The organism is Dyella sp. SYSU CM1112 (assembly GCF_058216415.1).
This window is the reverse complement of sequence record NZ_JBZEGI010000003.1, coordinates 312777-331467: the sequence shown is the minus strand read 5'-3', so window position 1 is coordinate 331467 and position 18691 is coordinate 312777. Positions and strand designations below refer to the sequence as shown.

Sequence of the window (18691 nt, the reverse complement as noted above, 5' to 3'; positions counted from 1 at the left end):
GATGAACGTGGCTTCGGAATATCTGCAGCTACAACGCGAAGATGCGGACCAACTGGTGCGCAAGCATGCGCCGCTCGTGCGGCGTATCGCTTACCACTTGATGGGTCGTCTGCCTCCGAGCGTCGACGTAGGAGATTTGGTGCAGGCGGGCATGATCGGTTTGCTGGAAGCGGCGCGAAACTTTACGACTGATCGCGCGGCCAGCTTCGAGACGTATGCGGGTATCCGCATACGCGGCGCGATGCTGGACGAATTGCGGCGCACGGACTGGACCCCCCGTTCCGTGCATCGCAAGGTGCGTGAAGTCGCTGAAGTGGTGCGGCAGATTGAAAACGAGACCGGCGCGGATGCGGAAAGCGCCGAGGTGATGAAGCGACTCGGCATCAGTGCCGAGGAATATCACCAGGTGCTGGCCGATGCGACCAGCGCGCGCTTGCTCAGCCTGACCGCGCCCGATGACGGCGAAGGCGGCGATGCCAGCGCGCTGGACGTAGCCGACAACGACAGTCTCGGTCCGCAGGACAGCTTCGAGCAGGACGGCCTGCGCGGAGCATTGGCGGAAGCGATCAGCACGCTGCCCAAGCGCGAGCAACTGGTGATGTCCCTGTACTACGAGCAGGAGCTGAACCTGAAGGAGATTGGCATGGTGCTCGGCGTGACCGAATCGCGCGTGTGCCAGATCCATGGCCAGGCCCTGATCAGGTTGCGTGCGCGCATGGGCCAGTGGCGCGGTTAGCAATCACGAGTGAATCGATAAGGAGCAGGTAACGAGCGTTTCGACAATCAGCGCAAATCACCCGTTTGCGCCGATGGGTGCGGTTCCCTTTCTTCGGGAGAGGGCTTCGCCAGGGGATGACGGTACGGCCAGCGCGTCAAGGCTCAGCCGGTCGCATTTCCTGCGGAACCTTCTTCCGAGGGAAGACAGGCAACTACCACCGGTCCGCGGCGCTCACTCGTTTCCCGGCTCCTCCCCCTCGCTTCAAACGTTTTTGGAGAACGTGTTTGGACAAGAACATGAAAATTCTGGTGGTAGACGATTTCTCCACCATGCGGCGCATCGTTCGCAACCTGCTGGTCGAACTCGGCTTCAGCAACCCGTTGATCCAGGAAGCGGACGACGGCCATAACGCGATGGCGATGTTGAAGGCCAACACCTTCGACATGGTCGTGACCGACTGGAACATGCCCAACATGACCGGTATCGAGCTGCTGCAGGCGATTCGCGCCGAACCCAAGCTGAAGGGCCTGCCGGTGCTGATGGTGACCGCCGAGAACAACCGCGAGCAGATCATTGCCGCCGCCCAGGCCGGCGTGAACGGCTACATCGTCAAGCCTTTCACCGCGATCACGCTGAAGGAAAAGCTGGACAAGATTTTCGAGCGCCTGGCAGCCAGTGGAGCTTCCGCATGAATGCAAACGCGATCGCCGCATTGAACGACGGCTTGCCTCCTGAAGTGCTTGATCTGCTCAACAGCAAGGACGGCGCAACGTTCGAACAGGCGCTGGATACGATGGTGCGCCAGCGCGAACAGCATCTGTTCCGCGCCCTGGGCGTGCTTGCCCGCGACCTGCACGGTGCCGTTTGCCGACTGGGCAGCGACCTTGCCAACGAAGGCGTGCCGGACAGCATGGTCGATGCGCGCAACTATCTGGGTGAAGTGCTGGAAATGAGCGCGCAGGCCGCCCACCGCAGCCTGGATTTCGTCGACCGCATCCGCCCGGAAGCCGAGGCACTGTCGAATAACGCTACCGCCGTGCTGGATTTCAACAGCGGCGAAACCGATCCGGCTGCCGTGCTGGCGCGCCAGGCCAAGGTGTTTGCCAGTGCGTGCTGCGAAGGCCTCAATGACATGGTGCTGGTGCAGTCGTGGCAAGACCTCGCCGGCCAGCGCGTGAAGAAGGTCGTGAGCTTTATCGAAAGCGTGGAATCGTCATTGCTGGAACTCGTGCGCCTGACCGGTGCGCTGGCCGGACGCGAAGCGCCGGTAGAAGTGGCGAAAGTTTCCAGCCAGGACGAAGTGGACCGTCTGCTGAGCGAGTTTGGGTTCTGAGCATGCTGGGGATGCCTGGTCGTCCGCTGCTGCAACTGACCACCTCTCCGCTTGCGGGAGCCAGGTCGCGTACCAGCGTGTGGGTGAGCCGCAAGCCAAGGACTGACCATAAACAATTCCCTGTCTCGCGTGATGCTCGGGAAGCGGCGGCGTCAACCTTGCAGCAAGCTCGTGCAACCCCACCCCAACCCTCCCCTGCGCACAGGGGAGGGAGTACATCCCGGCATGTTGCAGCGCGCAGGAAGGCACATTGATGGATGCCAATCTCGACAGCGAACTGCGTGACGATTTCCTGGTCGAGGCCGGGGAGCTGGTGCAGCGTCTTGGTGAACAGCTAGTTGAACTGGAAGCGTCGCCGCACGATCGCGAACTGCTCAATGCCGTGTTTCGCGTGTTTCATACCGTCAAGGGTGGCGCGGGCTTCTTGAGCATCGAGCCGATGGTGCAGTTGTGCCATTGCGCGGAAGAATTGCTCAACGACGCGCGTAACGAGAAGCTGGTACTGAACGCGGCACACATGGATGCGCTGCTTGAATCGCTGGATTTGCTCAATGCGATGATGGCTGCGTTATCCAGCGGCGAGGCCATGGCGTCACCGCCCGAAGCATTGCTGGAGCGTTTGCGCCCCGTCGTCGAGACGGCCGTGTTCGCGGCGCAGCCTGCTAAACCTACGCGTGCAGCCGATCCGATCGAAGCCGAGTTCGAAGCGCTGCTCGACACCTTATATGGACAGGGCGGAGTGCCGGGCGCACCCAAGCACGCTTCCAACGAGATCAACGACGACGAATTCGAAAGTCTGCTCGATGCGTTGCATGGCAGGGGCAGCGCCCCCGGCGCCAAGGCGGCCGAACCCGAAAAGAAAGACATCAGCGACGACGAGTTCGAAGCTTTGCTGGATAACCTGCATGGCAAGGGCAGCGCGCCGGGTCAGGCGGCGGCAGCTTCGCCGATACCGGCACCCGAACCGCCGCGTGCGGAACCCGTGCGTGCCGAACCGGCACGTGCAGCGGCCAGTGCAAAATCGTCGGCAACCGAAAGCACGGTACGCGTGGATACTGCACGCCTGGATGCGCTTGTCAGTCGCGCCGGTGAATTGGTGTTGCTGCGCAACCGGCTGCTGAGCCTGGCTACGCGCAGCGACAACGAAACGCTGTCCGCGATGGCCGGTGACCTGGATCGCGTATCGGATGATCTGCAGACTGCTGTGCTCGGCATGCGCATGCAGCCGGTGGGCCGCCTGTTCCAGCGTTTTCCGCGCATTGTGCGCGATCTGGCGCGACAGCTCGGCAAAGATATCGAGCTGATCACCGAGGGTGAAGATACCGATCTGGATCGCAGCCTGGTCGAAGCACTGGCCGATCCGCTGATTCATTTGCTGCGCAATGCGGTCGATCACGGTCTTGAAGATCCGGCCGGCCGCGAGCGTGCCGGCAAACCGAAGAAGGGCAAGGTCACGCTGTCGGCCAGCCAGCGCGGCGAGCGCATCGTGATTTCGGTCAGCGACGATGGTCGCGGCATGGATCCGGAAGTGCTTCGCCGTAAAGCGGTAGAGAAAGGTGTCATCGATGCGACGCAGGCGGCACGCCTGTCCGAGGTCGAATGCTACGAACTGATTTTTCGCCCCGGCTTCAGCACTGCTGCCACGATCTCGGATATTTCCGGACGCGGCGTCGGCATGGACGTAGTGAAGACGCGTGTTGCCGAACTGGGCGGCACCTTGCAGGTGCAATCGCGTCTGGGTCACGGCAGCACCTTGGAGCTGACCGTGCCGCTCACGCTCGCCATTTTGCGGGTGCTGATGGTGCGCGTGAGCGATCGCCTGTTTGCGTTGCCGTTGGGCAACGTCAGCGAAGTCTTCGAGCTGAGCCCGCAACATGATCACATGCTCGACGGGCGCCGCGTCGCCGCACATCGCGGCCGCGCCCTGGTGCTGGGCGATCTGGGCGATTGGGCCGGCGTAAGCGGGCCGGGCGGATGGCATGTGGTGGTGCTGCATGTGGGTCACATGCATCTCGGCTGCCTGGTGCATGAAGTCATCGGACGCGAAGACGTGATGGTGAAACCGCTGGGGCCGTTGTTCGAAGGCGTGCCGGGTGTCGCCGGGGCCACTGTCACCGGCGATGGACGGCTTGCCTTGGTGTTGGATCTTGCCGCGTTGTCGCAAGAAGGCGGCCGCTTGCTACCTGCGCTGAAGGTGTCGGCGTAATGGGTACCTTCAACGACAACCGATGTTCGGTGTTACCCGATATGGCTCCCTTCCCTGCTTGCAGGGGAGGGTTGGGGTGGGGTCAGGCACTTGCCTCAGGCTTTCCCGCAAGGGTGCACCCGCTCTTAACTTCTCCTTGCAAGCAGGGGGAGGGACCACGGGCCAGGTTCCAGCAAGGAATAGTGACATGGATGTCGTAAGCATTGCCGGCACCATTCTTGCCTTCGTGGTGCTGATTGTTGGCGCCATCCTCAAGGGCACCGATGTCACCGCGCTGTGGAATCCCGCAGCCTTCGTGATCGTATTCGCCGGTACGTTTTCCGCGCTGCTGCTGCATACACAGGGCAAGGTGCTCAAGCGTGCGGTGGGCATGCTGAAGATGGTGTACAAGCCGCCGGAGCTGCATCCGTCCGACCTGATCAGCCGTGTGATCGGCTGGAGCGAAATTTCGCGCCGCCAGGGTTTGCTGGGACTGGAGTCGCATATCGATGCCGAAGACGATCCGCTGGTGAAAAAAGGCCTGCAATTGCTGGTCGACGGGAGTGAGCCGGAAGCCATTCGCACCGTGCTGGAACTGGAAGTGGAAACACGCGAGCAGGCCGACCTGCATGCCGCCAAGGTGTTCGAACAGGGCGGGGTGTATTCGCCGACCATGGGCATCATCGGCGCCGTACTCGGCTTGATGGCGGTGATGCGCGACCTTACCGACCCGGCCAAGCTTGGCCACGGTATCGCAGCAGCATTCGTTGCCACCATCTATGGCATCAGTCTCGCCAACTTGCTGCTGCTGCCGATCGGCGCGCGATTGAAGGCGCTGATCAACCGGCAGACGCAGGTACGCGAAATCCTTATCGAAGGGTTGATCTCAATCGCCGAGGGCGACAACCCGCGCCAGATCGAAAGCAAACTGCAGGGCTATCTCGTATGAGACGCCGCCACAAGCACGATGAACACGTCAATCACGAGGCATGGGTGATCCCGTACGCGGATCTGCTGACCTTGTTGCTGGCGCTGTTCGTGGTGCTGTATGCGATGTCCAGCATCAATACCACCAAGTACCGCGCGCTGGCACAGGCGATCTCGGCAGCATTCAATGGCTCGCGCGCGGTGATCCAGCCGCTGACGCCGAACGCGCCGCCATCCAGCATGCCGGTGCCGACCAACAAGCCCGCGCCGATTCCGCGCACTCCGCTTGCGCAGATCCTGCTGCCGGTGCTGACCCAGCACATCCCTACGCCGGCCACCACGCCGGATACGCAATCCGATCAGGACAAGAACAAGCTCAGCGACGAGCAGGAGAATCTGGAGCGCATTCGCAGCGAAGTCGAACACGCACTGCAACCGCTGATCGACAAGAAACTGGTGGTCGTACGACGCACGCCGGATTGGCTGGAAATCGAGATTCGCACGGACATCCTGTTCCCGAGCGGTGTGGCGACCTTGTCGCCCTCTGCCACGCAGATCCTGGCCAGCCTCGGCCAGATCCTCGCGCCGTTCGCCAATCCGTTGCGGGTGGAAGGTTATACGGATGATGTGCCGATCGATACAGCCATCTATCCGTCCAATTGGGAACTCTCCGCCGCGCGTGCAGCGAGCGTGGCACGCCTGTTTACGCTGCATGGCGTGGATCCGGAACGCCTCGGTATCGTCGGGTGGGGGCAATACCGTCCGGCGGCGGACAACGACAGCGTGGATGGCCGCAACAGGAATCGCCGTGTGTTGGTGGTGGTGCTGAGCGACAAAGCAGCGCCGCGCCGCTTCTATACCAATAGCAACCAGATCAATCTGACGGCCGACGCAGACGATAAAACGACGAACGGTCAGAACCCGGCAGCGCCCAAGGCGCCGGCGGCTGCGGTGCCGTCCCATGCGCCGGTTGCGACATCTCCATGGGTGGTCACGCCCGCGTCCGGCACCTTGCCTGTTCCGAAAGTGGTGACGCCTGTCGCCTCGCTGGTGACGTCGCCGACGGCGGCGGTGCCCTCGTCTCCGCCAAGCAACGCTGCCAGCAAGGAATAACGCTGTCCCCATGAGTCCGGTTCCCAACATCGAAGCGCTCGCGAACGAACCCTGGCTATCCTTTGAGCTGGCCGGGCAGCATTACGCCGTCCTGCTCAGCCGGGTAAGCGAGGTCATCCGGGATTATCCGCCGACGCCTGTTCCTGGCTCCGCCGACGATTTGCTCGGTATTTGCCACTTGCGCGGCACTATCGTGCCGGTCATGGATGGTCGTCGCCGCCTCGGGCTGGAGCAGGCGGCACCTGGCGATCCGGCCAACGCGCGCATCGTGGTGTTCGCGCATGAAACGCATCGTGTCGGCGTGCGCGTGGATGCGGTGGGCGACTTGCTGCAACCCAGGCGCGAGGCGATCGAACTGCCGCCCGCCCGCTCCGGTCGGGCGGATGATCCGGTGCAGGTTGTGATGGGATGGCAGGGCGGTTTTGTTGCCTTGCTCGATGTACCGCGCCTATGCCGCCTCGACCGGGAGATCAAGGATGTGGCTTGAGGTAACGGCGGTTGCGCTGATTGTGTTGCAAACCGTGACGATCGTGCTGCTTTGGTTGCAAGGGCGTCCCGGGAAACCTGCGGGCGTGAGCAGCAAGAGCAACGGCGGCGTACCGGAGCTATTGATCGTCAATGCGCTCAATAGAATCGATCACCGTTTGAGTCTGCTCGAAGAACGCGGCCGGGATGACACGGAAGCCGGCACGCCCCGCCGTTCGACTGAAGTACCGGCCACGCAAATACCGGCGTGGCGCATGAGCAGTGCGCATTTCGCGGGCAATCATTATGAATTGGCCCAGCAGTTGGCGCGCGAGGGCGCGGATCTGGAACAGCTGATGACACGCTGCGGTCTGTCGCGCAATGAAGCGGAACTGGTGCAGCGGCTTTATGCGAAGCGCGCGTAGACCGCGATGGCGCCGATGAGGTGCGGGGTGTGGCTTGTGTCGACGGCGTTACGCTTCGCGTGAAGCGTCGTAGATAGTCGCCAGTACCGCGGCAGCCGCGGCATATAAGGGTGCCGGCACATCGGCGCTCATGCGCAGCGATACCAGCAGCGCGGCGATCTGCGGATCGTGATGCAAGGGCAATCCCAGCGCGTGAGCATGGCGAAAGAGGTTTTCGACGTCGTGTGAAGGCTGGCTCGGCGCAGCAGCGCCCTCACCACCCGGCAGACGCAATACCACCTTGCGTTGAGGCGATGGCAACGAGGGTGTGCTCATACCGTTGCCTTCAAGAAAACGGCACTGACGCTGTTGCCCGCTTGCGGCAATCCGAACTGGCAGCTCAGTTGATCCAGGAACAAACCGGTGGCGTCGAGGCGTGCACGCAAGTTGGCAAATTGTCCTTCCAGCCGATCCACCGTTTCGCGATGTTGTGCCCATAGGCGTACCGACAAGCGTAGCCCACGCAACTGCAATTCGCCGACGATCGGACCCAGCGAGGGCAGGTCCAGCGAAAAGCCCATCGTCCAGCTTTGATCAGCTTCCTGCTCGTGCTTGATCGATAATTGCAGGACGTCCGGGCCATCGGTGTTCTGGACGGGCAGCTCGACCACCCAGTGATTCGGATTGGCCTGCAACTGCGCGACTTCGAGTCGCGCCAAGGCACCTTGCACGTCATTGGAAAGACGTGGAAGAAAATCCGTGGCGTCGGTGGCGGCCGCCAGTTCTGCCGGTAACGGCAACCGTCCCTGCGGAATCACACCGCGATAAAGCAAGGGTGGATCCACTTCGCTGCCGCTGCTTTCGCCAAGCAGCGGCTGGCCTTTCAGGATCGCCACCAGGCGCAGCATGGCGCCTTTCATGTCGTCGTGCGCGGTGGTCGCATCGCTCGGTGGCGCCTGCGCCAGCTGCGCTTCCAGGAACAAGCCGCTGCGCTGCACGGCCTGGCGCAGCCCGTCGCCGGTCGCCAGCTCCTGCGGCGTGCTCATGCTGTGTTCGAGTAGCGCCAGTGCTGAACGCACATAAGGCGGCAATTGTTTTGCCACCGACCATTGCGACAGCGCATTGACCGTCGCCAGCAATGGCGCATAACCATTCTGTTGCGGAAGACGCTCCCGCAGCGCTTGATTGACGACGCCATCAAGCTGCGAATCCGCGCCAAGGATCTCCAGTTGCGGCTGTGCGCCGAGGCTTAGCACCCGGACCTGGAACTGCGGCGGCAGCTTGGTACCGGTTCCCGGTGCTTCGGCTTCGACGGTCAACGCGCCGATCTGCAGTACCAGCAAGCCTTGCTCGCTCACGCCAAGCGGACGCGCAGACAACACGCTGCCGATGCGCCAGCCTTCAGAACTGGCGCCGGCGGCGGCACCGAGCCAGGTCAGTGCGGCAACGCTGGTTGGCTGGATGATCACGCGTGACTCCTCGGCCAGCGATGTGCTGGTTCGCACGTTCTTTCGCGGGGCTTGGGCGGATTATCGGCTTGGGTGGGGGAAACTTTAGGGTTTGCTTAGTTTGGGGTGGGTGGCTTCGTAGGTTTGTGATGGGTGTGTGTTTTGTTTGGTTCCTGATGGATTGCCTGCGGCGCTTCTGGTCGCCGAAGGCGACCGGGTTACTTTTCTTTGCGTGCCCACGCCAGCGTAAGGAACGCTGGCGCACAGCGCCGCTGGCCCGAAGGGCGGAAGGCAGGACGCCTGAAGTCAAGAAAAATAACCAAAAGAAACGGCACCCGAAGGGCTCGCCTTACGGGCCTCCTGTCCTCCAGGTGCGCAGATGGGCTACGGGGTTTTCCGACAGCACGTCGCGTGCCGGCCACCCTGCGGGCTTTCCTTCGCCCATCTGCCGAGCCCTAAGGGGACCCCCATTGAGCGCGCCCTCCTGGCGCGCACTGTTGGCCAGCGCTTAGCGCTGGTCAAACTCGCAAGACCAGCTTTTCGATAAAACATCTTTTGCGGAGAAGGCTGCTTTTTTTACCGGCGCGCAGCACCGGCACCGAGTGCGCGCCTGGACGGCGCGTGGCTCTTTCCGGGGCCCCTAGGGAGCGGTGAAGGATGGGTGGATCAGCCCGAAGGGAAGCCGGCATGGATGTCGGCTTGGTTTTCGTCAGCACAGGAGGTGCTGTCGAAAACCCCCACCCATTCTTCACGCACTGGGCGGGCAGGAGCCCGGCCAGCGCTCCCTCGGGGTTGCCCTTCTCTTTGGTTACTTTCTCTTGGGCACGCAAGAGAAAGTGACCCGGTCCCTTCGGGACCGGAAGCGCCGCAGGCAATCCCCCAACCAACGACATACTCAATCGTGCCAATACGACCCTTACAACCCACAAAAAAAGCACCACCCACCTAAAGCTCCCTTCATTCCCGCCGATAAACCTCGCAACAGGGCAATCCATAAAACACCCCCATGGCCAGCAAACCCAAAAGCGATACGCCGTCGGTAAAAAGCGAGATCCAGGTCGCCATGCCAGCCGATTGCCGCATCGCCGATGTGGGCGATTTGCATCAGCACTTGCGCAAGGCGTTGGAGTCGTCGGCGATCGTGCTCGATGGCAGCACAGTAGAGCGTGTCGACACGGCGGCGCTGCAATTGCTGGTGGCGTTCCAGCGCGATGCGCAAAAGCGCGGTCGCCGGGTGAACTGGGCGGGGGTGAGCGCACCGTTGCATGACGCGGCGATGCAGCTTGGATTGGCGCAGGTATTGGCACTGCCGGCGAAGCAGCCGGCCTGAACTTGAGGTGGAAGATGGCGAAGATTCTTGCAGTAGACGATTCGGCTTCGATGCGCGGGATGGTGGCGTTCACGCTGCGTAGCGCGGGTTACGACGTAGCGGAAGCGGAAAATGGCCAGATGGCATTGGATACGGCGGCTGCATCGCGTTTCGATCTCGTGCTGGCTGACGTCAATATGCCGGTGATGGATGGCATCAGCATGGTGCGCGAGTTGCGCACGCGCGCGGAATACAAAGGCGTGCCGATTCTGATGCTGACCACCGAGTCGAATACGGACAAGAAGATGGAAGGCAAGGCGGCGGGTGCGACGGGCTGGCTGGTGAAGCCGTTCGATCCGGAGCAATTGCTGGCTACGGTCAAGCGGGTGCTTGGCTGAGCATCACCGAAATCGATCCTCTCCCTTTCGACCTGATGACGGGTGTCGAGCCTTAGCTGATCACATCGCCGAACGCTGCGCCCTCCGCGGCAGACAGGGGACGCAGCGCACAGCTGAGATTCGAGACCCATCGGGTTTGGAAGGGACGGGAGTAAGAGCGTCAGCGTCAATCCAGGATTCCCCATGAGCATCAGCGTTACCCAATTCCACAAAGTCTTCTTCGAGGAAAGTCTGGAAGGGCTGGATGCGATGGAGTCGGCGTTGCTGGCGCTAGATGAAGGCGGCGATGCCGAACTCGTGCACCGCATTTTCCGCGCGGCGCATTCGATCAAGGGCGGCGCGGCAACCTTTGGTTTTCCGGAGATGGCAGCGTTTACGCATGAGGCGGAATCGCTGCTCGATCAGGTGCGCGACGGTCGCCGTGCGATCGACAAGCCGATCATTGAGCTGATGCTGCGCACCGTCGATTGTTTGCGCGGCATGTTTGATCGCGCGCAGAGCGGACAGTCCTTGGCCAATGCGGAAAGCGAAAGCCTGAAGCAGCACTTGGCGGCGGAGGCGGGTCACACGGCGCCTGCTGCTGCAAGCAAGGCTGCTGCAAAACCGGCCGCTTCGAGCGGCTGGAAGATTGAATTCCGTCCCCATGCCGGCATGCTGGCCGGCGGCAACGATCCGTTGCGTCTGTTGCGTGAACTGGCTGCGCTCGGTCAGCTGGTCGTCGAGGCACAGTTGGATCGTGTGCCCGCGCTGGACGCGCTCGATCCCTCCGAATGCCATATGGGCTGGCGCATCGCGTTGACCGGTGCGGTCAGCCGCGAGGCGATCGCCTCGGTGTTCGAATGGGTCGAGGACGAATGCGATCTGGTGATCGAGCCGCTGGTTGCCGCTGCGCCGCCGCCCGCACCGCCGGTCGAATCGGTTGCAGTGCCGGCGAGTGCGGGCGCGACGGCGGGAGCTGCGCGTACTGCGGCCGCGAGCAGCAACGACGCTGGATCGGTACGCGTAGGTATCGACAAGATCGACGGCCTGATCGATCTGGTCGGCGAGCTGGTGATCACGCAAGCCATGCTGGATCAGTTCCGCGAGGAATTCGACCCGTCGCGACTGGCCATGCTGCAGCAAGGTCTCGCACAGCTGGCGCGCCACACCCGCACGCTGCAGGAAAGCGTGATGGGCATCCGCATGTTGCCGATCGGCTCGGTGTTCAACCGCTTTCCGCGTCTGGTGCGCGACCTCAGCCAGAAACTCGGCAAGCACGTTAAATTGGAGATGGTCGGTGAACACACCGAACTCGACAAGACCGTGCTGGAAAAGATCGGCGATCCGCTGGTGCATCTGGTGCGCAACGCTATCGACCACGGTCTGGAAACGCCGGACAAGCGTCGCGCCGCAGGCAAGCAAGAAGCGGGCACGCTGCGGCTGGAGGCGTTCCATCGTGGCGGTTCCATCGTGGTGGAAATCGTCGATGATGGCGCCGGCCTGAATCGCGCAGCGATTATTGCCAAGGCACTGCAAAAGGGCTTGATCAAGAGCGGTGAGGAGCTAAGCGACGAAGCCGTAGGCGAGCTGATTTTCCAGCCGGGCTTTTCCACCGCGGCGGTCACCACGGATCTGTCCGGCCGCGGCGTGGGTATGGATGTGGTCCGTCGTAACGTCGTGGACCTGGGCGGGAACGTGTCGATCCAGAGCCGCCCCGGCCAGGGCACGACATTCACCATCACCTTGCCGCTGACGCTCGCCATCATCGATGGCCTGCGTGCTGCGGTGGGCGATGAGTGCTACATCGTGCCGCTGGTATCGATCGTGGAATCGGTGCAGTTGAGTCCCGACGCGGTACGCAGCGTCACCGGTGGCGGCGAGTTGTTCCGTTTCCGCGGCGAATACCTGCCGATCTTGCGCCTGCATCAACAGTTCGGCTGCGCCCATGCGCGGCAGAACATCGCTGAAGGGTTGGTGATCGTGGTCGAGGCCGATGGCAATCAGGTGGGCTTGTTTGTCGATGAACTGATCGGCCAGCAACAAGCGGTAGTGAAATCGCTGGAAGCCAATTACCGGCGTGTCGATGGCATCTCGGGCGCCACCATTCTCGCCGATGGTTCGGTGGCATTGATCATCGATGTGGCCGGCCTGATTCGTTTGCAATCGCGCCGCAAGGCAGCTTAGGGCGCGAGCGTAGCGGGGCTTGGGAGGGCTCCGCCAATTTTCTCAGGTAGATCCTCGCGCCGGGAGGGTGGCGTGCGGCCGTGCGGGAAGCACGGGGGAGTGTGTCCTGTCTTCCTATGTCCTTAGCAGGTTTCGTCATGGTGCCTCCACTGAAAACGCTCGAACGCCTGAGTCTTGCGGCTCGGGTTTGGCTGGTTATCGCTGTGGTCGTGGTCGGGCTTGTGGCGTTGACCGTCATGTCCGCTATCGCCAGTCGCGGGCTGCAGATGCGGGCGCGCGAACGTGCGCTGGGCGATCACGTGGCGTCTGCGATGTCGCTGATGGACAGTTATCGCGCTCGTGCCGCCAAGGGTGAATTCAGCGAAGCGGAGGCTGAGCGGCGCGCATTGGCCGCCGTGTCGAGCATGCGCTGGAGCGATGGCACCGGGTACATCTATGCCTTCGATTCGGGGCTGACGATGCGTATGCATCCGGTCATGCCCAAGCGCGTGGGCAAGAGCATTCGTAACGAGACGGATTCCACCGGCAAATACATGTATCGCGAAATGCTTGCCGCCGACCAGCGCGATGGTCACGGCCTTACCGATTACATGTGGCCGATGCCGGGCAGCAAGGGCGACAAGCTCAAGATGACCTATACGGCGTTCTACAAACCGTGGGATCTGCATCTGGCGGCCGGTGCCTACTTTGTGGATATCGACGCACAGTTCCGCCAGATGCTGATCCGAAGCCTGTTGCAGGCCGGCTTGCTGGGATTGCTCGTCATTTTTGTGGTGTGGGAATCCATGCGCAGCATCCGGCGCAGTATCGGTGGCGAACCGCGTGCTGCGTTGGTCATGGCGGTGCGCATCGCCGATGGCGATCTGCGTGGCGAGGATGCGCATCAGGCGTTCATGCCCGGCAGCTTGCTTGATGCGCTGGAACGTATGCGCGGCAAACTCACTGACATCGTGGGCGAAGTACAGCTGGGCGCACATGCCGTCACGGCAGCCGCGCAGCAGATTGCGCGTGGCAATGATGATTTGAGTTACCGCACGCAAGAACAGGCGGCGAGCCTGGAAGAAACGGCTTCATCGATGGAAGAAATGACCGCGACGGTCAAGCAGAGCGCCGGGAATGCAGAACACGCCAGTCATCTGGCTACCGACATGCGTGTGCAGGCAGAGCGCGGAGGCGACGTCGCCGTGCGCGCGAGCGCGGCGATGCAGGCGATCAAGCAAGCCAGCGATCAGATTGCCGAGATCGTCAGCATGATCGACGACATTGCCTTCCAGACCAATTTGCTGGCCCTGAATGCGGCGGTGGAAGCGGCCCATGCCGGTACGCAGGGCCATGGTTTCGCGGTCGTGGCCAACGAAGTGCGCCATCTGGCACAGCGCAGCGCCCGCGCCGCAAGAGAGATCAAGACTCTGATCGGCGACAGTGCCGAGAAAGTGCAGGCCGGCTCGCAGCTGGTGGATCAGTCCGGGCAGGCCTTGGCGGGCATCGTCGGGCAGGCTAAGCGGGTTTCCGACATCGTCAACGAGATGGCCGCGGCCAGCCAGGAGCAATCCGGCGGCATCGAGCAGGTCAATCGGGCGGTCACGCAGATGGATCAGGTTACACAGCAGAACGCCGCGCTGGTGGAAGAGGCGGCGGCTGCGGCCCGCGCCATGCAGGAGCAGGCTGATCGTCTGCAAGCGCAGGTGGGCTTTTTCCGGGTGCATGGGATGCTGCATACGGCACCGAAGGGTGTGGCGGCACGACGCCCGGTCCTGGTGGCAGGGTCGCTGGCGGCGGCGCGGGATTAAGGCGGGCGGATCACCGCGCGCTCTGTAGCCGTTGGATGCGTCGCCGTCATCCCCTGATAGCGGGGAATGACGGCGCGGAAGGCTGCAAAGCGGCAAGCCGTTATCGCCAAGATGCTCCAGCCGTTACCTCAAGTTTTCCCTGCACCCGCCGATCTCAGTCCTGAAGGGGAGCATCGTGTGGCGCTCCAACGACGAGGCGAACATGTCCGATCAAGCCCGGAGCGAGGCGCTCCAGTCGCAATATCTCACCGTAAACCTTGCGCACGAGGAATACGGCGTTGACATTCTGGCCGTGCGCGAGATTCGCGGCTGGACTCCCGTGACGCGTATTCCGCAATCGCCGCATTACGTGCTGGGCGTGCTGAATCTGCGCGGCGCGATCGTGCCGGTGATCGATTTGCGCCTGCGCTTTGGCCTCGCTCGCGAGGAATACAACGCCACGACCGTCACCGTGATCATCACCGTGGCAGGACGTCAGTTCGGTGTGGTGGTGGATGCCGTATCGGACGTGCTTGACGTGGCGAGCGATGCGATCCGTCCGGTGCCGGACATGGGCACGACGGTGGATACCGAATATCTGAAAGGACTGACCTCGGTCGGCGACCGCATGGTGTTGCTGCTCGATGCAGACAAATTGCTGCAACCGCAGGACGCGCAGATGCTCGAAGCCGCCCTGAATGCGGCCGACGACGTAAAAGCTGTGGCCTGAGGAACACAACCGATGAAATTCCGTATGCCTAAATTCAAGTTCAAGTCGCTGTCTGTGCGGGCCAAGTTGATTACGCTGGTCGGCTTGCTCGGCTTCATGCTGCTGGCCGGTGCGGCCATTGGTCTGTATTCGATGTCGCAGCAGAATGCTGGCACGCAGCGCATCTATGCATTGGAGCTGGTGCCTTCTCAGTATCTGGATGTGGTGCGCAGCGATTCGCTGAAGTCGTTCCTGACATTGAACGAGGCTGCCGGACTTGCCGGCAAGGCCGATCAGGTCAAGCAGAAGATGGCGGAGTTCGAGCGCTATCAGAAAGACATGGACGACTATGCCAAGCGCTTTGCCGCGTTGCCGATGAGCCCGGCTGTGGCGGCCGCCAACAAGGACTGGCATTCCACCGACAAGGACTATCAGCAGGCTAAGCAGGACGTGCTCGATGCGATCAAACAGTCCGATACGGGTGCGTCCGATCTGGTCGAGATGGAACTTCGCCCGCTGATGATGCAGCGCCAGGATTCGCTCGAAAAGCTGGTGACGTTGCAGAGCAACGAAGCCAAGCAAATTTTCATGGATCAGGTCAAAAGCTATCAGCGTGTTCGCCTGATCACGTTGATCGCACTGACCGGCGGTTTGCTGTTTGCCTTGTTGCGCTCGACGTTGTTGATCCGCTCGATCACGCATGCGCTCAACCGCGCCATGCGGGTGGCCAACGAAATTGCCGGCGGCAAGCTGGGTCACACCATCGAAGTAAAGGGCAATGACGAACTGGCGCAATTGCTGAACGCATTACGCACCATGGATCAGCGCCTGGTGGATATTGTCGCCGAGGTGCGCCAGGGTTCCGATGCCGTCAGCACGGCTGCGCAGCAGATTGCGCGCGGTAACGATGATCTGAGCCAGCGCACACAAGAGCAGGCGTCCAGCCTGGAAGAAACGGCATCGTCGATGGAGGAAATGACCTCGACGGTGAAGCAGAATGCCGAAAACGCCAGCCATGCCAATCAGCTGGCGCGCGGTGCGCGCGAGCAAGCCGAGCGCGGCGGTGAAGTGGCGGCGCAGGCAGTCACAGCGATGCGTGAGATCAATACCTCCAGCCGCAAGATTTCCGACATCGTCAGCTTGATCGACGAAATTGCGTTCCAGACCAACTTGCTCGCCCTGAATGCGGCGGTGGAAGCAGCACGTGCCGGCGAGCAGGGTCGTGGTTTCGCGGTCGTGGCTACCGAAGTGCGCAATCTGGCGCAGCGCAGTGCCGGTGCGGCAAAGGAGATCAAGTTGTTGATCAATGACAGCGCCGAAAAGGTGCGTACCGGTTCGGAATTGGTGGATCAGTCCGGCAAGGCACTCGCTGACATCGTCGACAGCGTCAAGAAGGTGACCGACATCGTGGCGGAGATCGCCGCAGCCAGCCAGGAGCAGTCGGCCGGCATCGATCAAGTCAACAACGCCGTGTCGCAGATGGATGAAATGACCCAGCAGAACGCTGCGTTGGTGGAAGAGGCATCCGCTGCTGCGCGTGCGATGCATGAGCAGGCCGGTGAGTTGTCCCGCCAGGTGAATTTCTTCCGCATGAGCGATGCCGCCGCTGCGCCGTCTGCATCGGGCCGCCCGAAAACGTCGGAAGTGATGGCCGAGACCGAGGCGGTGTTTGCAGCGGTACGGCAATCGGTGCCGGCTGCCGCAGCGAATCGCCGTCCTGTGCCGGAGCCGGCAGACGAGAGCGTGTGGAAGGAGTTCTGAGTAGCGGTGTTTTATCGGGTGTCGCTGTCTTCCGGCGATACCCGATGCCTCCCGGGGTGCACGTGCCGCGAAAGGGGCAGTCCAGGACGGAGGCATCAAAGAGCAAACAGTCTGGGCGCTGGCTGACACGTTGAAAGTGGCTTCGATAGAGAAGGCATCTTCGATTTCACGGAACGCGAGGCGCCGGTGGAGACATGACACCAGGCAACCACGGGAGGGCACGGCGAAAATCTCTTGGCGACAGGTGCCAAGGAACGCCCTCCATGGTGGCGAACGTTGGGGATTCGGCCACGCACTCTACGCACACTTCGCGCTTCCGCACTCACAGGTTCAACACGATGAACACGGCGACCTTATCCGACTTCCCATCCGCCACGCCTGGCGCGAACGGCCCGTTGCTCGGTGACGTCGAGTTCGCGTTTCTGCGCGACTTCGTCTATCGCTACTGCGGCATATCGCTGAGCGAGCAGAAGCGGCAGTTGGTGCAGGGACGATTGCTGCGTCGCTTGCGCGCGCTGGGGCTGAAAGAGTTTGGCAGCTATTGCGAGCTGCTGCGGCGTGATCCGGATAGCGAATTGGGCGAACTGGCGAGTGCGATCAGCACCAATGTCACCTCCTTCTTTCGCGAGATGCACCACTACGATTTGCTGGTGCAGGACCTGTTGCCGCGATGGTTGGAGGCGAAGAAGAACGGTGGCCGTTTGCGCATTTGGTCAGCGGGCTGTTCGACAGGCGAGGAGCCGTATGCGCTGGCCATGGTACTGGCCGAGGCGCTGGAACGTAGCGGCAGCAAGATCGATGCACGCATTCTCGCTACCGATCTTTCTCCGCAGGCGCTGGAGCACGCACGCGCCGGCACCTATGCGCTGGATCGCCTGAGCGGTGTGAGTGACGAACGTCGGCGCCGCTGGTTCCTGCGCGGCGAAGGCCGCTATGAGGGACTGGCCTGCGTGCATCCACGTTTGCGTGAGCTAGTAACCATCCAGCCTCTCAACCTGTTGCACGAGTGGCCGATGCGCGGACCGTTCGAGGCGATTTTCTGCCGCAACGTCGTGATCTATTTCGACAAGCCGACCAAGCAGCGTTTGTTTGAACGATATGCGGGCTTGCTTGAGCAGGGAGGCTATTTGTTCCTTGGACATTCCGAATCGATGTACGGCCTCAGCGATTCGTTCGAACTGGTCGGCCGTACCGTCTATCGGAAATCTGCGCCATGACCGTTGCACCGCCAGGCGTCGCCGTGACGCCCAAAGCCAGCCTGCCCGTGCTGCCCGGTTTCGAGCACATGCGTCGATTCTGGGACCCCACCCATAGCTGCATGACGGTGAAGGTGTTGCCGGGTGAGTTCTATGTCAGCGGGCAGGAAGAAATGATTTCGACCGTGCTGGGTTCATGCGTATCCGCTTGCATTCGCGATGACGAGCGACGTATCGGTGGCATGAATCATTTCATGTTGCCCGAGCCGATGAGTGGCGAGCGCAACGATTGGTCGGTAGCGGTAGGCCGTGCGGCGCGCTATGGCAGCGACGCCATGGAACAGCTTATCAACGCCATTTTGAAAGCAGGCGGCAAGCGCGATGCGCTGAGGGTGAAGATCTTCGGAGGTGGGCGCGTGCTGGCGCAGATGACGGATGTGGGGCAGCGCAATATCGCCTTCGTGAAGCGCTATCTGGAAACAGAAGGCTTGCCGCTGGTGGCGTCCGACGTGGGCGATATCTACCCCCGCCAGTTGCAGTATTTCCCGGCCAGCGGGCGGGTGCGGGTGAGGCAGTTGCGCAGCTCGCGCGATGCCGAGCTGGCCGCGAACGAGCAGCGTTACCTCAAGCGTTTGGCGAATGATCCGATAAAGGGAGAGGTGGAACTTTTCTAGGGTTCCGCGATGGGTACCCCTTCCCCTGCGTGCAGGGAGAGGGAAAAAACTTACTTTCCTGCAAGCAGGGAAACGAGAAGGAAGCACGTTCTCCGCAGGCAGGGAAAAGCATAAAACGA

The 18691-nt window shown here is 61.9% G+C and carries 18 protein-coding genes; 16 read left to right on the top strand and 2 right to left on the bottom strand.

Annotated elements, in window-relative coordinates:
- The first annotated feature begins 1 nt into the window (after window position 1).
- The 8 genes from AC4HNJ_RS07170 to AC4HNJ_RS07135 all read left to right on the top strand — a co-directional run bounded on the left by AC4HNJ_RS07170 (window position 2) and on the right by AC4HNJ_RS07135 (window position 7166).
- A complete protein-coding gene (locus tag AC4HNJ_RS07170; protein WP_490478863.1) occupies window positions 2–736 on the top strand; it encodes an RNA polymerase sigma factor FliA in 735 nt (244 codons plus the stop codon).
- Between the two features lie 266 nt (window positions 737–1002).
- Entirely contained in the window at window positions 1003–1410 is a 408-nt protein-coding gene (gene cheY / locus AC4HNJ_RS07165; RefSeq protein WP_490478862.1) for a chemotaxis response regulator CheY, read from the top strand.
- The gene (locus tag AC4HNJ_RS07160) at window positions 1407–2051 is read left to right on the top strand and encodes a protein phosphatase CheZ (RefSeq protein ID WP_490478861.1); all 645 of its coding nucleotides are present in this window, start codon (window positions 1407–1409) and stop codon (window positions 2049–2051) included. The genes cheY and AC4HNJ_RS07160 overlap by 4 nt, the downstream gene beginning before the upstream one ends.
- A gap of 253 nt (window positions 2052–2304) precedes the next feature.
- On the top strand, window positions 2305–4257 hold the full coding sequence (locus tag AC4HNJ_RS07155; RefSeq protein WP_490478860.1) for a chemotaxis protein CheA: 1953 nt from the start codon (window positions 2305–2307) through the stop codon (window positions 4255–4257).
- A gap of 187 nt (window positions 4258–4444) precedes the next feature.
- Window positions 4445–5185 carry a flagellar motor protein gene (locus tag AC4HNJ_RS07150; RefSeq protein ID WP_490478859.1) on the top strand — a complete coding sequence of 247 codons (741 nt, stop codon included), beginning with the start codon at window positions 4445–4447 and terminating at the stop codon, window positions 5183–5185.
- Entirely contained in the window at window positions 5182–6276 is a 1095-nt protein-coding gene (gene motD, locus AC4HNJ_RS07145) for a flagellar motor protein MotD (RefSeq protein ID WP_490478858.1), read from the top strand. Before AC4HNJ_RS07150 ends, motD begins: the two co-directional genes overlap by 4 nt.
- A 10-nt stretch (window positions 6277–6286) precedes the next feature.
- Window positions 6287–6763: a chemotaxis protein CheW gene (locus tag AC4HNJ_RS07140; protein ID WP_490478857.1), complete on the top strand. Its 477-nt coding sequence runs from the start codon at window positions 6287–6289 to the stop codon at window positions 6761–6763.
- The gene (locus AC4HNJ_RS07135; protein ID WP_490478856.1) at window positions 6753–7166 is read left to right on the top strand and encodes a DUF2802 domain-containing protein; all 414 of its coding nucleotides are present in this window, start codon (window positions 6753–6755) and stop codon (window positions 7164–7166) included. The genes AC4HNJ_RS07140 and AC4HNJ_RS07135 overlap by 11 nt, the downstream gene beginning before the upstream one ends.
- A 48-nt stretch (window positions 7167–7214) precedes the next feature.
- Here AC4HNJ_RS07135 and AC4HNJ_RS07130 read toward each other — a convergent pair whose 3' ends face one another.
- On the bottom strand, window positions 7215–7481 hold the full coding sequence (locus AC4HNJ_RS07130) for a flagellar biosynthesis protein (protein WP_490478855.1): 267 nt from the start codon (window positions 7479–7481) through the stop codon (window positions 7215–7217).
- Window positions 7478–8614 (bottom strand): flagellar hook-length control protein FliK, encoded by a 1137-nt coding sequence (gene fliK, locus AC4HNJ_RS07125; RefSeq protein ID WP_490478854.1) that lies wholly within the window; start codon window positions 8612–8614, stop codon window positions 7478–7480. Before fliK ends, AC4HNJ_RS07130 begins: the two co-directional genes overlap by 4 nt.
- Window positions 8615–9599: 985 nt before the next feature.
- On the opposite strand from fliK, the gene AC4HNJ_RS07120 reads away from it, so the two are divergent.
- The 8 genes from AC4HNJ_RS07120 (at window position 9600) to cheD (ending at window position 18572) form a co-directional block, all read left to right on the top strand.
- The gene (locus AC4HNJ_RS07120; RefSeq protein WP_490478853.1) at window positions 9600–9923 is read left to right on the top strand and encodes an STAS domain-containing protein; all 324 of its coding nucleotides are present in this window, start codon (window positions 9600–9602) and stop codon (window positions 9921–9923) included.
- 14 nt (window positions 9924–9937) lie between these two features.
- Window positions 9938–10300 carry a response regulator gene (locus tag AC4HNJ_RS07115; RefSeq protein ID WP_490478852.1) on the top strand — a complete coding sequence of 121 codons (363 nt, stop codon included), beginning with the start codon at window positions 9938–9940 and terminating at the stop codon, window positions 10298–10300.
- A gap of 183 nt (window positions 10301–10483) precedes the next feature.
- On the top strand, window positions 10484–12463 hold the full coding sequence (locus AC4HNJ_RS07110; protein ID WP_490478851.1) for a chemotaxis protein CheA: 1980 nt from the start codon (window positions 10484–10486) through the stop codon (window positions 12461–12463).
- A gap of 137 nt (window positions 12464–12600) precedes the next feature.
- Complete coding sequence (locus tag AC4HNJ_RS07105) at window positions 12601–14253, top strand: methyl-accepting chemotaxis protein (RefSeq protein ID WP_490478850.1); 1653 nt, start codon at window positions 12601–12603, stop codon at window positions 14251–14253.
- Between the two features lie 202 nt (window positions 14254–14455).
- Window positions 14456–14962 (top strand): chemotaxis protein CheW, encoded by a 507-nt coding sequence (locus AC4HNJ_RS07100; RefSeq protein WP_490478849.1) that lies wholly within the window; start codon window positions 14456–14458, stop codon window positions 14960–14962.
- A gap of 12 nt (window positions 14963–14974) precedes the next feature.
- Window positions 14975–16702, top strand: a complete 1728-nt coding sequence (locus AC4HNJ_RS07095; RefSeq protein WP_490478848.1) for a methyl-accepting chemotaxis protein — start codon at window positions 14975–14977, stop codon at window positions 16700–16702.
- A gap of 338 nt (window positions 16703–17040) precedes the next feature.
- The gene (locus AC4HNJ_RS07090) at window positions 17041–17919 is read left to right on the top strand and encodes a CheR family methyltransferase (RefSeq protein WP_490478847.1); all 879 of its coding nucleotides are present in this window, start codon (window positions 17041–17043) and stop codon (window positions 17917–17919) included.
- The gene (gene cheD / locus AC4HNJ_RS07085; RefSeq protein WP_490478846.1) at window positions 17916–18572 is read left to right on the top strand and encodes a chemoreceptor glutamine deamidase CheD; all 657 of its coding nucleotides are present in this window, start codon (window positions 17916–17918) and stop codon (window positions 18570–18572) included. Before AC4HNJ_RS07090 ends, cheD begins: the two co-directional genes overlap by 4 nt.
- Window positions 18573–18691 lie beyond the last annotated feature (119 nt).